The 20,823-nt window shown below is 51.9% G+C and carries 16 protein-coding genes and 1 tRNA gene; 1 reads left to right on the forward strand and 16 read right to left on the reverse strand.

The features are described 5' to 3' along the window. Positions 1–57: 57 nt before the first annotated feature. From MHH78_RS27935 to alaS, 12 genes are all read right to left on the reverse strand, one after another. On the reverse strand, positions 58–1,119 hold the full coding sequence (locus MHH78_RS27935) for a LacI family DNA-binding transcriptional regulator (protein ID WP_076079658.1): 1,062 nt from the start codon (positions 1,117–1,119) through the stop codon (positions 58–60). 48 nt (positions 1,120–1,167) lie between these two features. Further along, positions 1,168–2,478, reverse strand: coding sequence for an ABC transporter substrate-binding protein (locus MHH78_RS27940; protein ID WP_341169563.1), 1,311 nt, complete (start codon positions 2,476–2,478; stop codon positions 1,168–1,170). Between the two features lie 2 nt (positions 2,479–2,480). Continuing rightward, complete coding sequence (locus MHH78_RS27945; RefSeq protein WP_341169564.1) at positions 2,481–4,379, reverse strand: cache domain-containing sensor histidine kinase; 1,899 nt, start codon at positions 4,377–4,379, stop codon at positions 2,481–2,483. 202 nt (positions 4,380–4,581) lie between these two features. Then, on the reverse strand, positions 4,582–6,780 hold the full coding sequence (locus tag MHH78_RS27950; protein WP_340826666.1) for a methyl-accepting chemotaxis protein: 2,199 nt from the start codon (positions 6,778–6,780) through the stop codon (positions 4,582–4,584). Between the two features lie 258 nt (positions 6,781–7,038). Next, complete coding sequence (locus tag MHH78_RS27955) at positions 7,039–8,361, reverse strand: peptidase U32 family protein (RefSeq protein ID WP_036722597.1); 1,323 nt, start codon at positions 8,359–8,361, stop codon at positions 7,039–7,041. Between the two features lie 256 nt (positions 8,362–8,617). After that, positions 8,618–9,550 carry a peptidase U32 family protein gene (locus tag MHH78_RS27960; protein WP_341169565.1) on the reverse strand — a complete coding sequence of 311 codons (933 nt, stop codon included), beginning with the start codon at positions 9,548–9,550 and terminating at the stop codon, positions 8,618–8,620. A gap of 47 nt (positions 9,551–9,597) precedes the next feature. Then, positions 9,598–10,644, reverse strand: coding sequence for an endolytic transglycosylase MltG (gene mltG / locus MHH78_RS27965; RefSeq protein ID WP_200869505.1), 1,047 nt, complete (start codon positions 10,642–10,644; stop codon positions 9,598–9,600). A 182-nt stretch (positions 10,645–10,826) separates the two neighbouring features. Continuing rightward, positions 10,827–11,132 carry a DUF1292 domain-containing protein gene (locus MHH78_RS27970; RefSeq protein ID WP_341169566.1) on the reverse strand — a complete coding sequence of 102 codons (306 nt, stop codon included), beginning with the start codon at positions 11,130–11,132 and terminating at the stop codon, positions 10,827–10,829. Continuing rightward, positions 11,125–11,433 (reverse strand): DUF1292 domain-containing protein, encoded by a 309-nt coding sequence (locus MHH78_RS27975; protein WP_036696606.1) that lies wholly within the window; start codon positions 11,431–11,433, stop codon positions 11,125–11,127. The genes MHH78_RS27970 and MHH78_RS27975 overlap by 8 nt, the downstream gene beginning before the upstream one ends. A gap of 13 nt (positions 11,434–11,446) precedes the next feature. Next, positions 11,447–11,863 (reverse strand): Holliday junction resolvase RuvX, encoded by a 417-nt coding sequence (gene ruvX, locus MHH78_RS27980; protein WP_200869510.1) that lies wholly within the window; start codon positions 11,861–11,863, stop codon positions 11,447–11,449. Beyond that, positions 11,863–12,138, reverse strand: coding sequence for an IreB family regulatory phosphoprotein (locus MHH78_RS27985; RefSeq protein ID WP_036696603.1), 276 nt, complete (start codon positions 12,136–12,138; stop codon positions 11,863–11,865). The genes ruvX and MHH78_RS27985 overlap by 1 nt, the downstream gene beginning before the upstream one ends. Before the next feature lie 337 nt (positions 12,139–12,475). Next, positions 12,476–15,109, reverse strand: coding sequence for an alanine--tRNA ligase (alaS, locus tag MHH78_RS27990; RefSeq protein WP_076079662.1), 2,634 nt, complete (start codon positions 15,107–15,109; stop codon positions 12,476–12,478). A 508-nt stretch (positions 15,110–15,617) separates the two neighbouring features. Here alaS and MHH78_RS27995 point away from each other — a divergent pair. Continuing rightward, positions 15,618–15,694: transfer RNA gene (locus MHH78_RS27995), tRNA-Pro, on the forward strand. A gap of 110 nt (positions 15,695–15,804) precedes the next feature. Here the strand turns inward: MHH78_RS27995 and MHH78_RS28000 are convergent. The 4 genes from MHH78_RS28000 to MHH78_RS28015 are packed head-to-tail and all read right to left on the reverse strand — an operon-like array spanning position 15,805 to position 20,790. After that, positions 15,805–17,871: a family 43 glycosylhydrolase gene (locus MHH78_RS28000; RefSeq protein ID WP_341169567.1), complete on the reverse strand. Its 2,067-nt coding sequence runs from the start codon at positions 17,869–17,871 to the stop codon at positions 15,805–15,807. A gap of 30 nt (positions 17,872–17,901) precedes the next feature. Further along, a complete protein-coding gene (locus tag MHH78_RS28005) occupies positions 17,902–18,897 on the reverse strand; it encodes a glycoside hydrolase family 43 protein (RefSeq protein ID WP_341169568.1) in 996 nt (331 codons plus the stop codon). Positions 18,898–18,915: 18 nt separating this feature from the next. Next, positions 18,916–19,839 carry a carbohydrate ABC transporter permease gene (locus tag MHH78_RS28010; protein WP_341169569.1) on the reverse strand — a complete coding sequence of 308 codons (924 nt, stop codon included), beginning with the start codon at positions 19,837–19,839 and terminating at the stop codon, positions 18,916–18,918. Positions 19,840–19,851: 12 nt separating this feature from the next. Further along, positions 19,852–20,790, reverse strand: coding sequence for an ABC transporter permease (locus MHH78_RS28015; protein WP_036722608.1), 939 nt, complete (start codon positions 20,788–20,790; stop codon positions 19,852–19,854). Positions 20,791–20,823 lie beyond the last annotated feature (33 nt).

Genomic DNA, 20,823 nt, shown 5'->3' on the forward strand with positions numbered 1-20,823 from the left:
GCAACATATAAATTATATTTAAGCTAAAGCTCCACTTTGTGGGGTTATTTTGCTGCTTCAAGCCCGGGGATTCCCCACAGAGTCCCGGTGGACGATATCTGCGGAGATCAGAATTTTCTCCAGCGGTACAGCGGGATTCTGGATACGGTTCAGCAGCTTCTCTACAGCTGCCCGGCCCATAGCCTCCTTAGGAACATGCACGGTTGTAAGCGGAGTAACCCCCCGCAGGGAATCCTCGATATTGTCAAAGCCTGTGACCGAAATATCAGCGGGAATAGCAAGCCCGGCTTCCCGCAACACTTCGCTAACAGCAAGAGCGGTGAAGTCGTTCGCGCATACGAGCGCAGTAGGCAAGGTATCCGACTCTTGTCGTGCGGCGACCCAGCGTCTGAATTCTTCACGGAGCGCTTCGTCATACATCCCTTCCAGCAGCAGCTCATCATCGATAGCCGGGGTCTTCAGCTGACTCTCCTCCAGCGCGCTGCGGAACCCGATCCAGCGGTCACGGAAGCTGCGGGAGTAACGGATATTGCCGACAAAGTGAAATAACGTATGTCCGGTGCCAATCAGATGATTGACGAGCCGGGTCATCGAATCGATGTTATTCGCAAATACAGTATCACAAGGAATTAAAGCATCCTCATGGTCGATCATGACCAGCGGAAGCCCGATCCGATGCACTTCTAGCAGCAGTGAGGTGGAGATCTGCCCAACTCCGATCAGACCGAGCAGGCCGTCCGGATTAAGGACATTTACGAAATTATCGGCCCGGTGCTCTGAGATGATCACCATGCCCAGCCCCTCCTGATCCAGCGCCAGCGCAATGCCATCTACGATTTTGCCCCAATATAGTGAATCCTGGGTCTGAGAGCGGATATTGGGCATCAGCACCAGCACGGACTGCTTATTGCGGTCTTGCTCTCCAGACAGAGAACGGCGCTTGGGACTTTGCACATAGGCGTTTTTTTGGGTAAAATATCCAAGCTGAGAGGCGGCTTGAATCACCCGCTCACGAGTGGTTTCATTGACCCCCTCCTTGCCGGAGAGCGATTTGGATACGACGAACTTGGAGACCCCAAGATGATCGGCTATTTTTTGCATCGTTACTTTTTTGGCCACAACACTACCTCCAGAATTTGATCTTGCTTACTGCGCAGACCCCGGCGGTTACGGGACAGACTGCTGACTCATGCGCGCTTCCTTCCATTTCGCATTCAACTGGTCAAAGGACTTCTGCAGATCCGGTGCCGCGAGCACATCCTGAATATAATCGCCCGACCAGAAGCTCAGCTTCGTCCGGTTCGCCAGATCAATGAAAGCATCCGTCTGCACCGTAGCCTCAACCAGCTTTGGGTGATAGGAGAGGAACTCGCTGTATTGCTGTAAAGCGGGTTCCTCCGAACCCTTCGCCGGAAGAAATCCCCAATCTCTCGCATACGACGTTTCTGTAATGAAATACTCCAGCCAAGCCATCGCAAGCTCTTTATTGCGGCTGTACCTGCTAACCCCCATGAACCAGTCGGGATTCAGCGCAGCATAGTGGACCTGGTGATTATCATAGGGAAAAGGAAAGAAGCCGATATCCTCCGGTGAAGCACCTGCATCCATAATCTGCCGGATGGTCCAGTTCCCCTGGAGATACATGCCCGCTTCTCCTTTGGCCAGCCTGGCTTTGGAGATCTCCCAGCTGTTGGAGAATAGCTGTTCCTCGACATAGCCCTTGGCCAGCATCGTCCTGGCAATTCCCAGAGCCTGCCCCCATTCGTTACCGATCTGCCAAGGGCTGTCCTCATGGACCATATCATTCAAATAATCAGGGTTCCCCGTCATATAATTAACCAGGTTATTGCCCCACTCCCGCAGCGGCCAGACTGCCCCGTAATTCATATACAGCGGGATAATGCCCGCCTGCTTCAGCTTGGCACAGGCCGCGTAGAACTCATCCAGCGTCTGCGGTACCTGCTCAATTCCCGCCTGCTCAAAAGCCTTCTTGTTGTAGACGATTCCGCTCGTAGTCGTACCTGTAGACAGACCGTATCGCTTGCCGCCAAAGGTTGCAAAGGTCGTGAATCGCTCCTGCGCCGCCAGCTCCCCGCTTAAAGGCTCAAAGAAAAGCTCCAGCTCCTTCGCAGGCAGATTGACCGGCAGCAACAGCACATCCCCTGTATCCTTGGTGGACAAGCGGACCAGGATATCCGTGGCATAGTTAGACAGCCCCTCGAATTCCACATGCGCCTCAGGATACCGCTTCCTGAATTCATCCGCGTAGTCCCTGAAGGTCCCATTCTCAATCAGGTCAATCCGGTTCGTCAGCATCACGATGGTCCCGGACAGCCCGGAAGCCGCTTCCTCTCCGGCAGAAGCCGCCGGGACCGATGCCGGCCCTCTACTGCTCCAGCTGCTACAGCCGCTTGCCAGCAGGAGCAGCATTAGCAGCAGTACAGCATACACCGGAAAGCGTACAATCCTCCATCTCAAGCTCATTCCTCCTTAAAAGGATCTTCCCTTCCATTCCCGGCGGCAAGCCCCGGCAGCGGTAATGACAAGATTACATCCGTACCCTCGCCCGGCTTGCTGAACACCTCAATCCCATAGGCCGGACCGTAATGAAGCTGAAGGCGCTGGTGTACATTGGCCATGCCAATCCCTCCATTAATGCTCTTCTTCGGGGGGAGCTCGTGCCGGAGCCGCTCCCTTAGCTTATCTAGTGTAACCTGATCCATTCCGCAGCCGTTATCACGGATATGGAACTGAAGCTTCTGCTCTGTATACTCACACTTGATGCTCAGCTGCATCCGGGACTTGGTATCATCCAGCCCGTGATACGCAGCATTCTCAATAATCGGCTGAAACACCAGCTTAATCATGGAATAGCTGTCAAGCGCCTCTGGAACATCAATCGTCAGCTCAAATCTGCCAGGATACCGGCTGCCCAGCAGCTCCACGTAGTTACGCACATACAGCAGCTCCTGCTTCATCGTCGCCCAGCCGCTCAAGTCACTGGTGCTGTAGCGCAGAAGCTTCCCCAGAATGGAGATCATGTCAGCGGCTTCCACATCATCATTAATCTCTGCGGTCATCCGGATGGTTTCAAGCGTGTTATAGATAAAATGCGGATTGATCTGGCTCTGAAGCGCCTGCAGCTCCGCCTCCTTCTTCTGCTCCTCAATCTGATAAATATCCTGAATCAATTGACGAATACGGGCCAGCATACGGTTGAATTGATGCCCCAGGAGACCAATCTCGTCACGGCGTTTAATGCGGAAGGTCACATCAAGGTCGCCGTTCTGTACCTTTTTCATAAGCTGGATCATCTGGGTTAGCGGCTTGGTCAGGGCAAACGACAGAATGAGCGAAATGATCAGGGCCAGCACAATGATGATTAGAGTAGCGCCTATTGTTGCATTGCGGGTCAGCTTCACTCCACGGGTCAATTCGTCCACCGGTATGGAAATAATCACCTTCCAATTCGTCTTGGTTGAGCTTGAATAAATATTAAGCCGGTCTTTGCCGGATACGGTGTCATAAAAGCTCCCGGAGCTCCCTTCCGCAGCACGGAATAAGGAGGACCGGGAAATATCCGCAGTCAGCAGCTTCTGCTCACTGTCATAGATGACTTTGCCCGCTTGATCCACAAGGATAGATTTCCCCCGGGTCACCTTGTCCAGCTCCGCCACCTGATTCTCCAGATTACTGAAGTTAGCCTCCACTGCGATCAGGCCGGCTGGCTTCCATAGCCCGTCCAGAATGGGACGCACCACCGTAAAAGCATATCGGGTACTCTGCAAATTGCTTGTATATGCCTGTGTTCCCAGCAGGGTCGCTTCTCCGCCGGAGCCCTTTACCTGCTCGCTCCAGAACCTGTAGCTCTGCTGCAGATCCAGCCGGACTCCCCCATCCTTAGCAGAATAATAACCATTCCCGTAGGCATCAAAAATATAGACCGAATGGGTTCCCCGCTTAATATTGTTAATAAATGATATATTCTCTTCGATGCCGCGCTGAATGGACAGCAGGAGATCCAAATCACCGGGAGCCACCTGAGCCGTGTCCTGCTTGCCTTCCATCATCTGCTTTTGCTCATAATAGCGATTCGAGCGGATCAGGTTCTGCTTAATCTCATTGACGTAGGCGGGCATGGATGAAATCCGTTTCATATCTTCTATGTAATCATCGATGGAATCCATCATTTGATCAATCAGCTTCTCGGAATAGGCGATCGTGTTCGCCTGGATGGATTCGGAATAGCTCTTGAAGCTGATCACACTGATGAAGGACAGCGGGAGCGTAATAATGACCAGAAATACCAGGAACAGCTTGCGCTCCATGGACATGTCCTCGATATAAGACCACCAGTTGTGATTGCGTGCTGCTCTCATTCGGCCTTCTCCCTGGTTCAAATTACATAACTAATCCAGCAAACAACAATAACAAAACCCTAACAAAACCATTATACGCATTCGCATAAGGATGTACAAGGACCTATAACCCTGCAAGGCCAACTATGCCGAAAAGGGCGTCACGCAGCCAAATATCGGCTTGCGTGACGCCCTTGCTTAAGATCCGGAACGGTTCTGATGTTTATTTGATCGTAAACAGCGACAGCTTGCTCTCCAGCTGGGTGGAAGCCCCTTGCAGCTTGTTCGACAAGGCTACCAGATGGTCACTGACATTCTGCTGCTCACTGCTGAGGGATGCTACCTCTTCCGAGGTTGCCGAGGATTGCTGCGCTACCGCACTCACATTCCCCATAGCATCGGACAGCACACCCTGTGAATGGTTCAGACTGTCGATGGCCCCTGTTACAGACTCCAGACTCATAATGAAGTCTTCCATCTGACCCTTCACGGATACGAAGATCTCACTGGTACTCTTCACGGACACCATCTGCTGCTTGAACAGCGGAGCCACTTCAGACAGGACAGCAACCGTCTCATCCATCTCAGCTACGATCTTATCTGTAATTCCGGCGACCAGAGCAATGGATTGCTTGGATTGGTCGGCAAGCTGCCGGACCTCCCCTGCGACTACCATGAAGCCACGGCCGGCTTCGCCTGCTCTCGCTGCTTCAATCGTTGCATTCAGAGACAGAATGTTCGTCTGCTGGGTAATATTCTTCATCACATCCAGCACCTTGATTACGGAATATACCGTTTCCTTGAGGTTATTGACTCTATCCACCAGAGCAGAGGTCATTTCACCTGTGCGTCCGGTCTGATCCAGCAGCTCTTCCAGCTGTACAGCCCCCTGTCCGCTGGCTTCCCCAACTCCACGGGCTGCCTGATCCATCTCAGAGTTGGCTGCAATAACACTCTGCATCTGCGTAGCAATCAGGTCAGTCAGCTCATTGCCGCGCTCGGCTTCCTGGGCCAGACTTCCCGCACCACCGGCAATCTCTTCCGTGGCCGCAGCAATCTCCTTGGCGGAGATCGCCGTCTTGCGCGAGGCATCCCCCAGCTCACCCGCAGTCTCAAGGACTTCGCGGGCTGTATCTGTAGTCTGGGCTACCAGCTCCGTAATCTTACCCATCATCATATTGAAGGAGGCCGACAGCTGGCCGATCTCATCCTTCGAGACATACTGCGTGCGGACACTCAGGTTGCCTTCGGCTCCCTCCAGCATCAGGTCCTTGAGGCGTGCCAGCGGCTTGGCGATCATCTGGACCATCCAGAAGCCGACAATCATGGCAAGCAGGGCTGCCGCTCCGGCAGCAAGGAAGGTGGTGAACAGAATCGGCGTGGCAGCTTGAACCAGTTCTCCGGTAGGAACTACACCGGCAAGCTTCCAGTCTGCCTTCTGCATCGGGTTGTATACAGCAAGGATATCCTGGCCGTTCTCATCCTTCGCTTCCGTGCTTTCATTGTTCACCTTGCTGTCCTTGATGAAATTCAGTGCGGTGGCTTTGCCGTCCTCTTCAGGCTGCGAGGAAGCTACTACCGTTCCATCCGGGGCAACGAGTTGAATCCGCGAGCCATCGCCAAGCTCTACGCTCTTGAAGGCTTCTTCCAGGAGGGTGCTCTTCAGCTCCAGCATGACTACATATGAGGCATTGGAGCCCAGATTCTTAAGCGTTCTGACCATGGCCAGATTCTTGCCGCCGCTGCCTTCAATGGCTGTAGGGAACCAGTAGTTCTGGGCGGATTTGGCTTCTGCCGTATAATAAGGCTCATAAGAGCTTGAATTCTTGACCACGGTCTTGTACCATTCCTGTGCTCTCACATCATCACCCGCGAGACCGGTGCTTCCGCTGGAGACGATCCCCATCTCAGGGTCCTCCGGAATGAGTGATATTGCGACGATATTGGCATCTGTTGTAGTCTGGCTGGACAGCTTCTTGCTGATTGCATCCGTAGCCACGAACTTATCGTAGCTGCTCTTCGCCGAAGACAGCTCTGTCAGATTCGCCTGCATCTGTGTATCAAAATATAACTGAAGTGCGAGACTCTCATACTGCTTCAAGGTAATGTCCAGCTTCTCTGAGGTCTGAATAATCGTCTGCCGGTTCGCTTCAGACACATTATCTTTAATTGTATTCTTCGCTTTGTTGTAAGACAGAAGTCCTAAGAACAGGACCACCACCACGATAGAAGATAAGAAGATCAGGAACAGCTTCACCCCTACGGATTTGGTCGGGTTCACCCTTTTCACCTGGCGTAGCGAGCCGTTCAATACTGTCTTGTAATTTCTCTTCTCTGCCGTGTTGCTTGTTATCTGTGAAGCTTCTGTCTTCTGGGCCTTAGCCTTTTGTGTGCTCTTTGGCTTTTTACTGTTTTTCGCCACTTTTATCCTACTCTCCTTCGGTTTATTTGTCTTATTATCCGGATTGGGAGCCCCCATAACCATCACCTACCCATCCCTTAGATTGGAAGACGTATGTAAGCGTTACCTGCCCTATATATCGGCACAAAGTCTCATTTTTCTTAGCATTATTTGCAAATTGCTTCAATACTCATATATTTTTGTCGAATTGCATAGGCAATTTGATGTAAAAAAAGGAATGCCCTTGTGTAAACGGGCATCCCTTAGTTTGTAAAGCCATTATTTTCGCTTGCGCATCATATCGAAATAAGCAACAGGCTGATCTACCTTCATCCGCACACGCTGAAGCGGGTGACGGGCCACATCCAACGGATTGCCAGCCTCATCCCACAGCTCTCCAACAGTCTGCTTGAAGAAGGTGTCATCCGGGCCGAAGAATTCAACTTCCTGTCCCGGCTTGAAGTTATTGCGCTGCTGAACGAGCGCCATCCCGCTCTCTGCGTCATACTCCAGTACCAGTCCCGCGAAATCATACGGAGCCGCCTTCTCTTCCGGTTCATAGATGTGATCCTCATGGTCCGGTGTATCGTAGAAGAAGCCAGTATTCAGCGGACGGTTAGCCGCCTTCTGCAGCTCCTCCAGCCATTCGGGCTTCAGTACATACCCTTCCGGGTCGGCCATGTAAGCATCTATGGCTTTGCGGTAGGCATTCACTACGGTCGCCACATAGTGAATCGATTTCATCCGGCCCTCAATCTTGAAGCTGTCGATCCCGGCTTCAATCAGGTCGGGAATACTCTCCAGCATACACAGGTCTTTCGATCCCATAGTGAACGGGTTGTCCTCGGGCTGATGCAGCGGCAGCTGGGTAATTCCGGGCTGCAAGGCCTGAGGCGCCTCAGCTTGCTCCTCTTCGGATACCCAGTTCCCTTCGGGACGGGCATCTTCGAACAGATCATACTTCCAGCGGCAGGATTGGCAGCAGCCCCCGCGGTTGGAGTCACGGTCGGTGAAGTGGTTGGATAACACACAACGTCCGGAGTACGAGGAGCACATCGCACCATGGATGAAGCTCTCGATCTCAATATCCACATGCTGCTTGATCTCGGCGATCTCCTCCAGGCTGGTCTCCCGGCCCAATACTACGCGCGGCAGACCTTCCTCCTTCCAATAGGACACTGCCTGCCAGTTGAGCGTGGACTGCTGGGTGCTTAGGTGCACCTCAAGACCCGGCACCAGGCGCAGGGCAGTGTCGACAATCACCGGATCGGCTACGATAATCGCTGCAATTCCGGCCTCATATAAATTACGCAGGTATTCTTCAATCCCCGCGACATCTTCATTGTGAGCATAGATATTGGTGGCTACGAATACTTTGGCACCATATTTCTTGGCAAATTCAACGCCTTCGCGCATTTCCTCAAAGGTAAAATTATCTGCGCCTGAGCGCAGGCCGTATTTTTGTCCTCCGATATAGACTGCATCCGCGCCATAATGCACGGCGAATTTCAATTTCTCCAGGTTTCCTGCCGGAGCCAGGAGCTCCGGTCTGTCCAGACGGTAACGCTTGCCCTTGAACTGGGGCTTGGTCATGGTTCCCATTCCTGTTCTCCTTTCGTTGTCTTTGCTGTCAAAAACCCACCTAAAACTTCCTATCAGATAGCACGTAACTGCGGAAAGCGTTTGGACTTCCGGCCGCTGTTGTCTCCAGATGTTTTTTGATTACTCCGCTGAGCGGATAACATCCGGAGACAAAGGCGGACGCTACCGCTCCTACAGTTCCAAACCTTCCCTCCGTTACTTCATCTTTAAGGTAAAGCTTTAAGTTCTCTTTTAGAACAGCAAAGATTTTTTTATATTAATAGACCTGCTCTTTGTAGAAGAAGCCGAACGACAATTCACGCTCAGGGTCCTGTAAAGACCGGACCTCCTCCAGCCAAGACTCCTCGAATGCATATTCAGCCGGATCAGCGGCGTAGACGTCCATAGCATGACGGTAAGCCTTGACGACAGCCACATTATAAGCCTCCGGCTTCAGCAGACCCTCGATCTTCAGGCTGTGTACGCCAGCTTTTAACAAGAAATGAAGATCCTCCAGAATGCAAATATCATCCGAGCTCATAATATGCGTGCCGTTCTCGTCTTCATAGATCGGGAACTTCTCATTCGGACGCTCCGCTTCAATCAGGAACAGCCCGCGCTCCTTGCCCAGGCTTCCGCCATCGCTTGGACGGCCCTGGTGGGACATATAGCTTGCAACCAGCTTGCGCTTGGAATGATAGATATTCGTCATGCCATGTACCTGAACCTGGGCTTCCACTTCCAGATGGGGGACCATTTCGGTCATCTCATCCATATTCAGCTCGCGTGCCAGAACGACCCGCGTAGCTCCCTTGCGGCCCCAGTAATTGGCTGTAGCATAGTTGGTCGAGGTCATTTCCGCATTCCAGTGCAGCTTCATTCCCGGCGCTTCGGCTTTGACGGCCGCCAGTACGGCGGGATCACCGAACTCTACCCCATCCACACCCAGCTCGCCGATCGCCTTCACATAAGCCGGAAGCTCCTCCAGCATGGTATTGGGTATCAATCCATTGATGCTTACATATACCTTACCGCCCCGGGCATGTGCCAGCTTAACTACTGCGGCCGTATCTTCAAGTGTAAAATGTCCGGCAAGACGCATCCCAAAGCGGTCATCGCCGACCAGCAGCGCACTCGCTCCTGCATCCAGCAGCGCTGCAGCTTCTTCCAGAGAAGCCGCTGTTGCCAGCAGCTCCGGTGTGTTATTCATCGTGTTACCTCCTGTGCATTGCTCATCCTTACTATTGTAGCGGGTTCTTACGGATTTTGTTTACTTTTTTGAATATTGGCTAAATGTTCCTTGTAGGTTCTGGCAAATAAATGCCCCTGTGAGCCGTCCTTCTTAGTGACATAGAAGAAATAATCCGAGACCTCCGGCGTCATAGCTGCTTCAATCGACGCCAGCCCGGGGCTGCTGATCGGTCCAGGCGGCAAGCCTGCCTGCTTATACGTATTATAAGGACTATCTACCTTCAGGTCCTTCTCATACAACCGCTCTTTCTGCTTGTCCAGTAAGTACTGGACGGTAGCATCGATCTCCAGCTTCTGCCCTTTATCCAGTCTATTATAGATAATACCGGCCACCAGCGGACGTTCCTTGTCTACTACCACCTCACGCTCCACCAGTGAAGCTACGGTCAGCAGCTCATGCAGGGAGAGCCCGCGGTTCGCCAGCTTGGCCTTCCACTCAGGAATCGTATCCAGCTTCTTCACCAGCTGCTCCAGCATCGCCCCGATCACTTCCTGCGGGGTGCTGTCCTTAGCCAGTTCATAGGTCTCCGGGAAAAGGTACCCCTCCAGCCGGTGGCGCAGCAGCGGATTGTCTGGAATCTCCAGCTTGCTTACGGCTTCCATGCCCTTACCGGAATCAATCAGCGCAAGGAAGACCTCAGGCTTCTGATTCCATGCAGCGGCCAGCTTCTCTGCCACCTGGACCGCAGTATACCCTTCAGGAATTGTAAAAGTAACGGTAGCTTCCTTCACAACATCTCCGGCATTCAACCGGCTGATCAGCGTATCGTAGGAGTCGCCGGGGCTTACCTGATATGTGCCGGCCTTGAAGCTGGAGCCTTCCTGGACCCATTTCAGATAGCCTTTGAAGAACAGGCTGTGCTTAATAATGCCCTCTTGCTCAAGCAGGTCGGCGATTTGCGAGCTTCCCATACCCTTCTCTATCGTAACCGTTACGGCCGGCCCTGCGGGCTTGACCGGCTGCATTCCATTCCAGATGTACCATGCTCCTCCTCCTGCAGCTGCTGCCAGGACCAGAATTAAGATAAGCACAGTGCGGATCACGGCTTTCAAATGTTACGCCTCACTTTCCGACTATAAAGTATAAAATTCTATTGTCCAAAATTCAACCTATTTTTATAGCATAAGCTTTTTTCAGGCAAACGGAAAGATCCTTTCGCTCCTCATAAGCAAAAAGAGCGCGGAAAAATTCCGCCCTCTTCCGTATCTGCCATACATGAAGTTGCTACAGACGCCTACTCGCTATCCGCAGGGAAGGTGAGCTCATCGTACAGCTCGGAAATATCCTCCCACTCTTCATCGTCCATAATGCTCTCCAGTTCCGGAAGTCCGTCCGGAGAAACTACGATGCGCAGAATTTCCTGCTCCGCAGCTCTTCCCGATCCGGCCAGAACGGCATAAGTACGGTCACCCACAGCAAATTCTGCAATAATATCGTAAACGGAAGACTTGCCCTGCTCATCCTCCAGTTCTACTGTTTCTCCATATACTTCCTTGAGCTTAGAAGTCCATACCGCCTGATCAGCGGAAAACTCAGTCATTCTCTGCTCCTCCATCAAGCTCGTCAACCAAGGTATTGAAGGTCTCCTCTACGATGGCCCACTCCTCGTCGTTCTCAATCATGAAGAGCTGCAGATCGTCACCGTCTTCCTCATAACGGAACGCGTAGACCTCATCTGTCTCCTCATCCTCGGAATCAAGCGGAACCACCATCATATACTTGGCATCCGATCCGTCCACTTCAAACTTCATGATGACCTCGAATTCCTCTTCATTACCTTCCTCATCGGGAATATAGATAATTTCCGGTTCCTCTTCTTGGCCGATCTGTTCGTTTGTCATATCCGCACACCCCTCACCTTTTACTGTTAGCATCCAAAAAATTTTGCAAAATCAGCGCTGCGGCCATTTTGTCCACCAGCCCCTTGCGTTTCTTCCGGCTGACGTCCCCGTCTATCAGCACCCGCTCAGCAGATACCGTCGTCAGACGCTCATCCCAAAGGTGTACGGGTAAATCGAGTTGCTCCCGCAGCTTATCTGCGAATTCGATGCAAATTTCACCACGGGGTCCTACGGAGCCGTTCATGTTCTTCGGCAGCCCGACAACAATCTCGCCGATTTCGTACTCCTTGACCAGTTCACGGATACGTTCGAATTCATTGCCGTTTCCGCGCCGCTCAATAGTCTCCAGAGATTGTGCTGTCCATCCGAAAATATCGCTTGTGGCGACACCGATTCTGCGGTCGCCGTAATCCAGTCCCAGCTTCTTCATCATTTGGGCTGGTCCACCCGATGATTGGCCAGATAGAAACGGACCAGTTCTTCGATCAGCTCATCACGCTCTTTCCTCCGGACCAAACTTCTCGCATTGTTGTGGCGTGGAATGTAAGCCGGATCTCCTGAAAGAAGATATCCTACGATCTGATTGATCGGATGATATTCTTTCTCCACCAGCGCGTCGTACACGGCGAGCAGTATTTCCTGGGGAGAGGCTTCCTTTTCGTCGCCCTTCACATTGAATTTGACCGTTTTGTCCATGGAGTCCATGTGGTGACACCTTCCTTCTGCAAAATCACCCTGATTCGGGCGGCTTCGCAAAGTTGCTGCTGTACAGCTCACTTGCTGCCCTCATCATAACATATTCATGCCCCAACGAGGAAATCCTGCCATGGTTAAAGCGCTTTTTTTGGCATTTTGTCTACAAAACCAGATGTTTTTTTGGGTTTTAAGCTATTGCAAGCCCTGGGTCAATAATGAATAACCCCAAAAAATATACATTGTGTGAATAAAGCAGCGGCACCGAGGAAATGCCCTCAGTACCGCTGCTTCCCAACCCTTGATAGAAATCCACAGTTTCTTACAGACAAGAATCACTGCATACTGCTTAAGCCTGTGCAGCTACCAGTTCCTCTGCCTTCTTCAGGGCTTCGCCCAGCTTGGAAGCGTCCTTGCCTCCGGCCTGCGCCATATCCGGACGTCCGCCGCCGCCGCCGCCGCAGACGGCAGCGATCTCTTTCACCAGCTTGCCGGCGTGGAAGCCCTTCTTCACCAGCTCCTGAGGCACGGCGACCACGAAGTTCACCTTGTCCTCCATTGCAGCACCGAGCACCAATATGGCCTCCGGGAGCTTGGACTTCAGTTCGTCCGCTGTCGAGCGCAAAGCATCGATATTGCCGGCTTGCACAGAGACCGCAAGAAGCTGCGTTCCTCCGCCTACTGTGACTACACTGCTGGTCAGCTCTGCTGCGAAGGTTGCGCTCAGCTTGGACTGAAGCGATTCATTCTCACGGCCCAGCTCGCGTACCTGGGCATGCAGCGCCTCGATCCGCTTCGGCACATCGGTCAGCGACGATTTCAGCAGGGCTGCCGATTGCTTCAGCAGGTCCAGCTGACTCTCCGTGAACTGATAGGCATAACGGCCAGTCACAGCTTCAATCCGGCGCACCCCGGAACCGATGCCGCTCTCGCTGAGCAGCTTGAAGATTCCGATCTGCGCTGTATTAGACACATGGCATCCGCCGCACAGCTCCAGGCTGTAGTCGCCGACTTGAACGACACGGACAACATTGCCGTATTTCTCTCCGAAGAGGGCCATCGCTCCCATGGCTTTGGCTTCATCTATCGGCTTATTCTCAATGACTACAGGAAGGCTGCGCCAGATCTGGGCGTTCACGCGCTGCTCGATATCGCTGAGTTCCTCTGGAGTGATGGCTCCAAAATGCGAGAAGTCGAACCGCAGGCGTGAGCCTTCTACTAAAGAGCCTGCCTGATTCACATGGCTGCCCAGCACTTCCTTCAGCGCCTTGTGCAGCAGGTGGGTAGCCGTATGGTTCTTCACGATATCCTCGCGCTCCGCCCGGTTCACTTCGGCACGGACGGTATCGCCAACCTTCAGATCACCTGCTTCCACCGTAACCAGATGGACATGCTGGCCGTGCGGTGCTTTGAAGAGGCCGTTCACCTTAGCGGTCACCGATCCGCCGGTCAGAACGCCGGTATCGCTGACTTGGCCGCCGCTCTCAGCATAGAACGGTGTTGACTCCAGGATGACCTGGCACTCGGCGCCTTCGCTTACTGTATCCTGAAGCGCACCGTCTACCACAATTGCCAGCACCTTGGACTCTGTTACCGTGTCATTATATCCAACAAATTCACTTTTAACCGTCAGCTCGGCCAGGGCACCGCCCTGAATCTTCATGCTGGCGCTGTCCTGACGGGCAGCTCTCGCCCGGTCACGCTGCTCCTGCATTGCGGCATCGAAGCCGGCGCGGTCTACGGCAAGCCCCTGCTCGGACGCGAAGTCCTCGGTCAGGTCAAACGGGAAGCCATACGTGTCATAGAGCTTGAATGCATCGGCACCGGCAATGGTGCTCAGGCCGTCCGCTTTGGCTTTGGCGCTGATCTCCCCGAGGATCGCCAGACCATCGGACAGCGTCTCGTGGAAGCGCTCCTCTTCCAGACGGATGATTTTGGCGATATATTCGCGGTTCTCGACCACGGAAGGATAATAGACTCCCATAATCTCTCCAACGGTCTCAGTCAGCTCATGCAGGAACGGACGGTCCAGTCCCAGCGTCTTGCCGTAGCGTACGGCGCGGCGGAGCAGACGGCGGATAATATAGCCGCGTCCTTCATTGGAAGGAAGCACGCCGTCCCCCACAGCAAATGTAACGGTACGTACATGGTCGGCAATGACTTTTAGCGCGATATCCTGTTCAACATTATCCTTGTAGGTTACACCGGCAAGCCCGGCGGTCTTCTGGATAATCGGCTGGAACAGATCGGTATCGAAGTTGGAGTCCACATCCTGGAGAATGGAAGCGAAGCGCTCCAGGCCTGCGCCGGTATCAATATTCTTGTTGGGAAGCGGCGTATAGCTGCCGTCCTTGTTATGGTTGAATTGCGAGAATACGAGGTTCCAGACCTCCAGCCAGCGCTCATTCTCACCGCCCGGATACATCTCCGGATCACTCATATCACTGCCGTATGCTTCACCGCGGTCATAGAAAATCTCCGAGCACGGGCCGCACGGGCCTTCGCCAATATCCCAGAAGTTCTCGTCGCCCAGCTTGATGATGCGTTCTGCGGGCAGGCCGACCTTCTCATTCCACAGCTTGAACGCTTCTTCGTCCTCAGCATACACGGTCACGGAGATCCGGTCGCCGTCGAAGCCGATCCACTCCTTGCCGGTCAGGAATTCCCAAGCCCAGGTGATGGCCTCTTCCTTGAAATAATCGCCGATGGAGAAGTTACCCAGCATCTCAAAGAATGTATGGTGGCGGCGCGTCTTGCCCACGTTCTCGATATCATTGGTGCGGATACATTTCTGCGAGTTCGTCAGGCGGGGATTCTCCGGAATCTCCCGGCCGTCGAAGTAGGCCTTCAGCGGCGCCATACCTGCGTTAATCCACAGCAGCGAAGGGTCATTGTGGGGCACGAGCGAGGCGCTCGGCTCAATACGGTGGTTCTTGCTCTCAAAAAACTGCAGCCATTTGGAACGGATTTCACTTGCTTTCATCATGTACAGCTCCCGTCTCTTCATTAAAATGCGGCACGCTGGCCGGAAAACACATTGTTGCCGTAACCGTTACACGAAAAATCAAAAACAAAAAACGCCCCTGAATGAAATTCAGGGACGATGATTATCGCGGTACCACCCTGGTTATCGCCTTAATCCGTGTACACGGACAACTGCAGACGATCGCCTTGTGCGGCTGTTAACGGGTGCCCCCGGCGGGATTGTCCCCGCACTCCGAAATCAGCTTTCGGCCGGTCTGTCTCCCAGGTTCTCACACCCGATGCGGACCATCCGCAAAGGAACCTGTTCTCTGATGAAGCATTCTCCGGCGTACTTGTTTTCATCAACGCTTTGTCCGATTTGCTTTTTAACATTTCAAGTATAGCCAGCGGGTGGATATCTGTCAATCACAGGCCGTAATTTGCCGCAACAGAAGCCCATAATCGCTATAAAAAAGGTTATTTACAGCGCTTACACACAGGCGTATAATTTACATTATTCATAACGTCGAGACGTAGCTCAGCTTGGTAGAGCGCTTGCTTCGGGAGTAAGAGGCCGCAGGTTCGAATCCTGTCGTCTCGACCATATCGAATTCAGATTCGCGGCTTTGGGGCCGCGATTTTTTGGCGTTTAAGAGCGAAGTACCAATATAAGCTTTATTTTCACTCTGCTTGTGGGTCTGTCATCATCCCGTGTCACTTTACAACAACAGTTATGGTTAACCGTTCATACTCCGGAAGCAATTCCTCTTCTTCTGTCATATCAAGCACCGGTGAACCGTCAGAGCGAAAATGTACAGGACGTATGCTTGCATGCCGGAACCCGCCGTTAACCTCACAAGCATGGTACACGTTGAACCAATTCCCATCCTCGTCCTGCACGAACGAATTATGCCCCGGACCATACTGGCCCGGGTGGCTCAGTGAATGCATCCATGGATAATTGGATTTGCGCCAGGCTGCCGGATTCAGCGGATCGCCAGCCTTCATCAGCTCCAGCATGCCGACCGTATAGGTAGGCCCTACACTTGATCCGGAATATACCATATATACGGCATCCTCGTGTTTCAGCACATAAGGCCCTTCCGCTACACCAGAGGCTACCTTACCGTTACGATCCCAGCCATATTCATTTTGACATATTTTCACGGGATCACCGGTCAACCGCCATGGCATGCTCGGGTCCACTGTGGCGATATACAGAGAGGCCAGCTCTTGAACTTCCTTATGCCACTTCGGCTGCGACCAGCAGACATAGGATTGTCCGCCATATTCAAAATATGTCATGTCCAGATTAATGTTGCGTTCCCGTTCCGCCAAATCACCTAATACCTCTCCATGCCGGTCCAGCACTCGTACCGGTGTCTCCCAATGGTCGCTGTTCAGCGGATCATTCCCGGTAAGCACCGCTACATGCGCCTGAACACCTGTCCAGCTGTTATTGACACTTATCGCTAGAAAACAATACAAGCTTCCATGAATAAGATGCAATTCAGGCGCCCAGTGTTCCCCTCTCCGCTCGCCGTCTGGAAGGGTTCCATCCCATAATAGAGTTTCTGCAGCCTGCCCATCCTGAAGTCCTTCAAGGGTGTCTGCGGAGCGGATATAGATTCTCCGCTGTCCGTCATCATCCGTAGAAATGAAGTAATACCGGTGATTCAGTCTGATGATCTGCGGATCTGGCCGTGTCATCATCATGGGGTACGGGAAACGGTGACGAAGCACTTCTCCATCCAGCTTGTAAGTACCCGGCTGCGACAAATTCACGGTGGCAAGTCCAGCAGGATCAATGATGAGCCGCTTCTCCTTGACACTGCCATCGGAATATACGGTTGTCACACGCCAATGGTCCGGCAGCGGATCTCCCGCCTGCAATTCAATAACCGGCACACTCACCGATACATTGCATACCCGTCCCAGCTTGTTTTGTAGATAAGCCGCTTCTGATCGAGTCAGTGCAATCCGTTGTCCTGTTAGCGCACCCTTCATACTCAGTTCTTGGAGCAGCACCGGAAACCTCTCTCCCGGCTGACAACCCTCAAGAGTGATAAAATCCTTCGTCATTCCAAAATAAGATTCGCCGCCTTCATCTTTCCATCCAATCCGGTATAACCTAGTAGCAGCATCCAGTTCACAAGAATAATCCAGGATAACCTTGGAGCTTAAAACTATGTGTTCCTTCTCTTCATAATGAACGAAGTCTTTGGTTTCAAAGTAGAGCAGCTCACCTGGCCAGTCTCCCTTCCCTTCATGATTAAGCGGAGTCGCTAAAATTCCAAAGCCCCCATCGGCAAGCCGGAAGCACCGCGGCATACCTAGCAGCCTGGTTTCGCCCTGTACTGAATGATAATAATCGGCTTTGGCGAATAGTACGCCATAGTTGCCGTTAAGAGCTTCATAGCCTTCCCCTGTCATGTCGAGCGCCAGATGAAGGCTACTCGCAACAAAAAGGCTGTAGACATTGGCATTCTCATCCGGCTCACGTGTGTAACCGGCCAGCCAGCAACTGCGTTCTCCCAGCATGCGCACGGTATACGTGTAAGACTCCTCCAATGTAACTGCGGTCAGCTGTATTTCCGGACCCAGCTCATCTACAGGTGAGACGAGTCTCCCCGGCCCGGCCCATAGATCCGGCTGCGAAGACTTCCATTCCACAGCTTGTCCGCTAATGGTGGAGGGAAGCACCGTGCCGGGAGGCAGATAGTAGGGCAGCAATAAGGGAGTGTCGTTGAACCCGGAATTTCGAATGTGAGGATGCTTCATGGCAGATAGCCGCCTTTCACTAGGATGGATTCATGATTTCACAGAACGGACAGGAGGGAACTCTTTCCCCCACCTGTCCAATATTGTCTCGTACTCCGATTGGGTAATGGGCAGAATTGTGCCATGCCGTTTCTTCAGCTGGCCGAAGGCATACTCTTCCGGTGCGGGTATGCGCCAGCAGTCTCCGGTAGTGTCACCGATATTCGATGTAAGAATCGGCAGATAGCCCTGTTCAGTGGCGTATTGATCTACAAGCAGCCCCCATTGCTCATCGTGGTTGAATTTGAAGAACTCCGGTCCTTCCACATCTTTGCCGGTTAAGCCAAGCCCCAGTGACTCAAGCGTTGAGATGATCTTCCATTCTCCCAAAAGACGATCGCTCGACTCAATGGTGATATGACCATCGCCAGAAGCACGGTAATATCTGCCCTCGGCTCTGATAATTGTCGTATCAATAATAGTGCGATGTTCCCCCCGGGTGATGAACAACTCTGCCTCCGTGAACGTACGGAAATCTTGTGTTTTGCTGGCGTAAATATGCAGCCCCCTGCCCATTCCGTCAGCAGCCTCTCTGCTGGAAGCCCAAAACACCAGACAATCCGCTGCTTCCTCATCATAGATCGCTTCTGGAGCCCAGGCGCAGCCGGCTTCCTTGGGGGCAACCTCCACCCTCCGGGGCTCCGACCAATTCACTAAATCCGGAGATTCCCAGACTATAATAGAGCGGCTTCCAGTAACCGTTGCATTCGAATCAGTCCACCCTCCCCGGTGATAAATGCTAAGGTCGGTTGCTAACAAATAAAAGCAGCTGCCGTCCGCACTACGAAGTAAAAATGGGTCCCGTACCCCGCGTTCTCCAACGGTAGAGTATAGTACTGGTTGTTTGTGATTTAAATCCTGCCAATGCAGCCCGTCCCGGCTAACCGCAAAGTAGATTTGCTCGCCGTCCTCTTGTTCTCCAATGAAATGGGCAAACAGATAAGCATGTAAAGCTTGCTTGCCCGGCAAAAAAGAGAATGAATCCATGTGAAACCCCCTATTAATTTATCCTTTAACTGATCCCAACAACACTCCTTTAATGAAAAACCGCTGCGCGAACGGATATAAGATGATCATCGGAATGGACGCAATGACCATAGCGGCAAGCTCAATGGTATGAGCCGTGACCAAGCCTTGTCCTCCGGTATTATTCAGTAACTGTGCTACCGCAAGGTTGGAGCCGTCCACCGTACTCATCATATTCTCAACCGCGCGGTTAGACTGAATTAACCTGAGGATGACATACTGTAAAGTCTGCAAATGGTTGGATTGGGTGAAATAAAGTGTTGTACCGTAATCATTCCATATATTCACTGCTGTAAATACGGACAGTGCTGCCATGACCGGTTTCGATAGCGGTAAGACAATCCGGAAAAAGATTCTGAACTCACTGGCTCCATCCATCTTGGCTGACTCAAATAAAGAGTCCGGGATGCCCTTGTAATTCGCATTAAAGATGATGACGTTATAGAAGCCTCCAAAAATACTCGGCAAAATGTAGACGAGGTAATGATCGTATAAACCCAGCCAGTTCATCAGCATAAAGGATGGAATCAACCCGCCGCTGAAATACATGCTGGCAAAGCCAATCACCACGTAGAACTGTTTACCCTTCAGATAAGACCTGGAGAATGCATATGCGAACATCGATGTATAGAGCATGGATACAACCGTAACAATGATCGTGCGCGACGCCGTAATCCAAGCGGCCTGAAGGATTCCCGGATCAATCAACACCTTTTCCCAGCTGGCCCATGTCCATTCTCTCGGCCATAAAAAGATTGGACCGCGAAGCAGATCCTCTCCACTGTTCAGAGAGCTGACCAGAGAGAACCAGAACGGGTAGATGGTTACAGCCATAAGGATCACCATAATGATGATTGTAGACAAATTAAACGTACGTTCTCCTAAGCTTTTCCCTCCAACCATAAAACGTCCTCCTTAAAACAACCCTGTCTTAGTCAATTTATTGGAGACAGTATTCGCACCCACCAGAAGTAACAGGGCAAACACAGTCTTCATCAACCCTATTGCCGTCGCCGAGGCAAATTGGAATTGCAGCATTCCCGTTTGATAAACATAAGTATCTATAACCTGGCTTGCCGGTAAATTCAATGTATTCTGTAAAACATAAATCTGGGTGAAATTGTTGTTTAGCATACCGCTTACGGCAAATATGACCAAAACCATCAACGTAGGCATGATTCCGGGAATCGTAATATGCAGCATTCTTTTCAAACGGCCCGCTCCGTCGATGGCAGCCGATTCATATAGACTCTGGTCGACACCGGCAATGGCCGCAAGATACAGAATGGCACCCCAGCCGAGATCCTTCAGCAGTCCGGTTCCAATGGCTATGCCCCAGAAGTATTTCGGTTCCGCCAAAAACTGCAGCGGTTTGTCAATAAGATGGAACTCCAGCAGCAAGTAATTAACTATACCGTCAGTATTCAACAGTGTAATAAAAAGTCCGCCAAAAATAACCCAGGAGAGAAAATGAGGTAAATAGGTGATGGTCTGAACCAAGGATTTGAACTTGGGAGACTGTATTTCATTGAGAATCAGGGCAAAAAAGAGCGTTACCGGTATTCCTATTAAACCGCTTAGCAGGTTGATCCCCAAAGTGTTCCGTACCATCGGCCAGAATTGAAAATTATGAAACACCCTGGTGAAATGCTGAAAATGATTCCAGTCACTTGTAAAGATTCCCTTGATGCCCATAGCGGGTTCGTAGCTCTTAAAAGCCATCAGAAGACCAAATAACGGAGTAAAGTTAAACACAAAGATCAATACCACTGCTGGAAACAGCATTAATTTGAGTTCAAACTGCGTTTTGAAATCATATCCCAGCCTGTATCCTTTTCTACGCTTGGATGGCATACTTACCCTCCTATCTCTACATTAAGAGTGCCA

Origin of the sequence: Paenibacillus sp. FSL H3-0333 (genome assembly GCF_038002805.1) — a bacterium.
In the GTDB taxonomy this organism is placed as follows: domain Bacteria; phylum Bacillota; class Bacilli; order Paenibacillales; family Paenibacillaceae; genus Paenibacillus_AQ; species Paenibacillus_AQ silagei.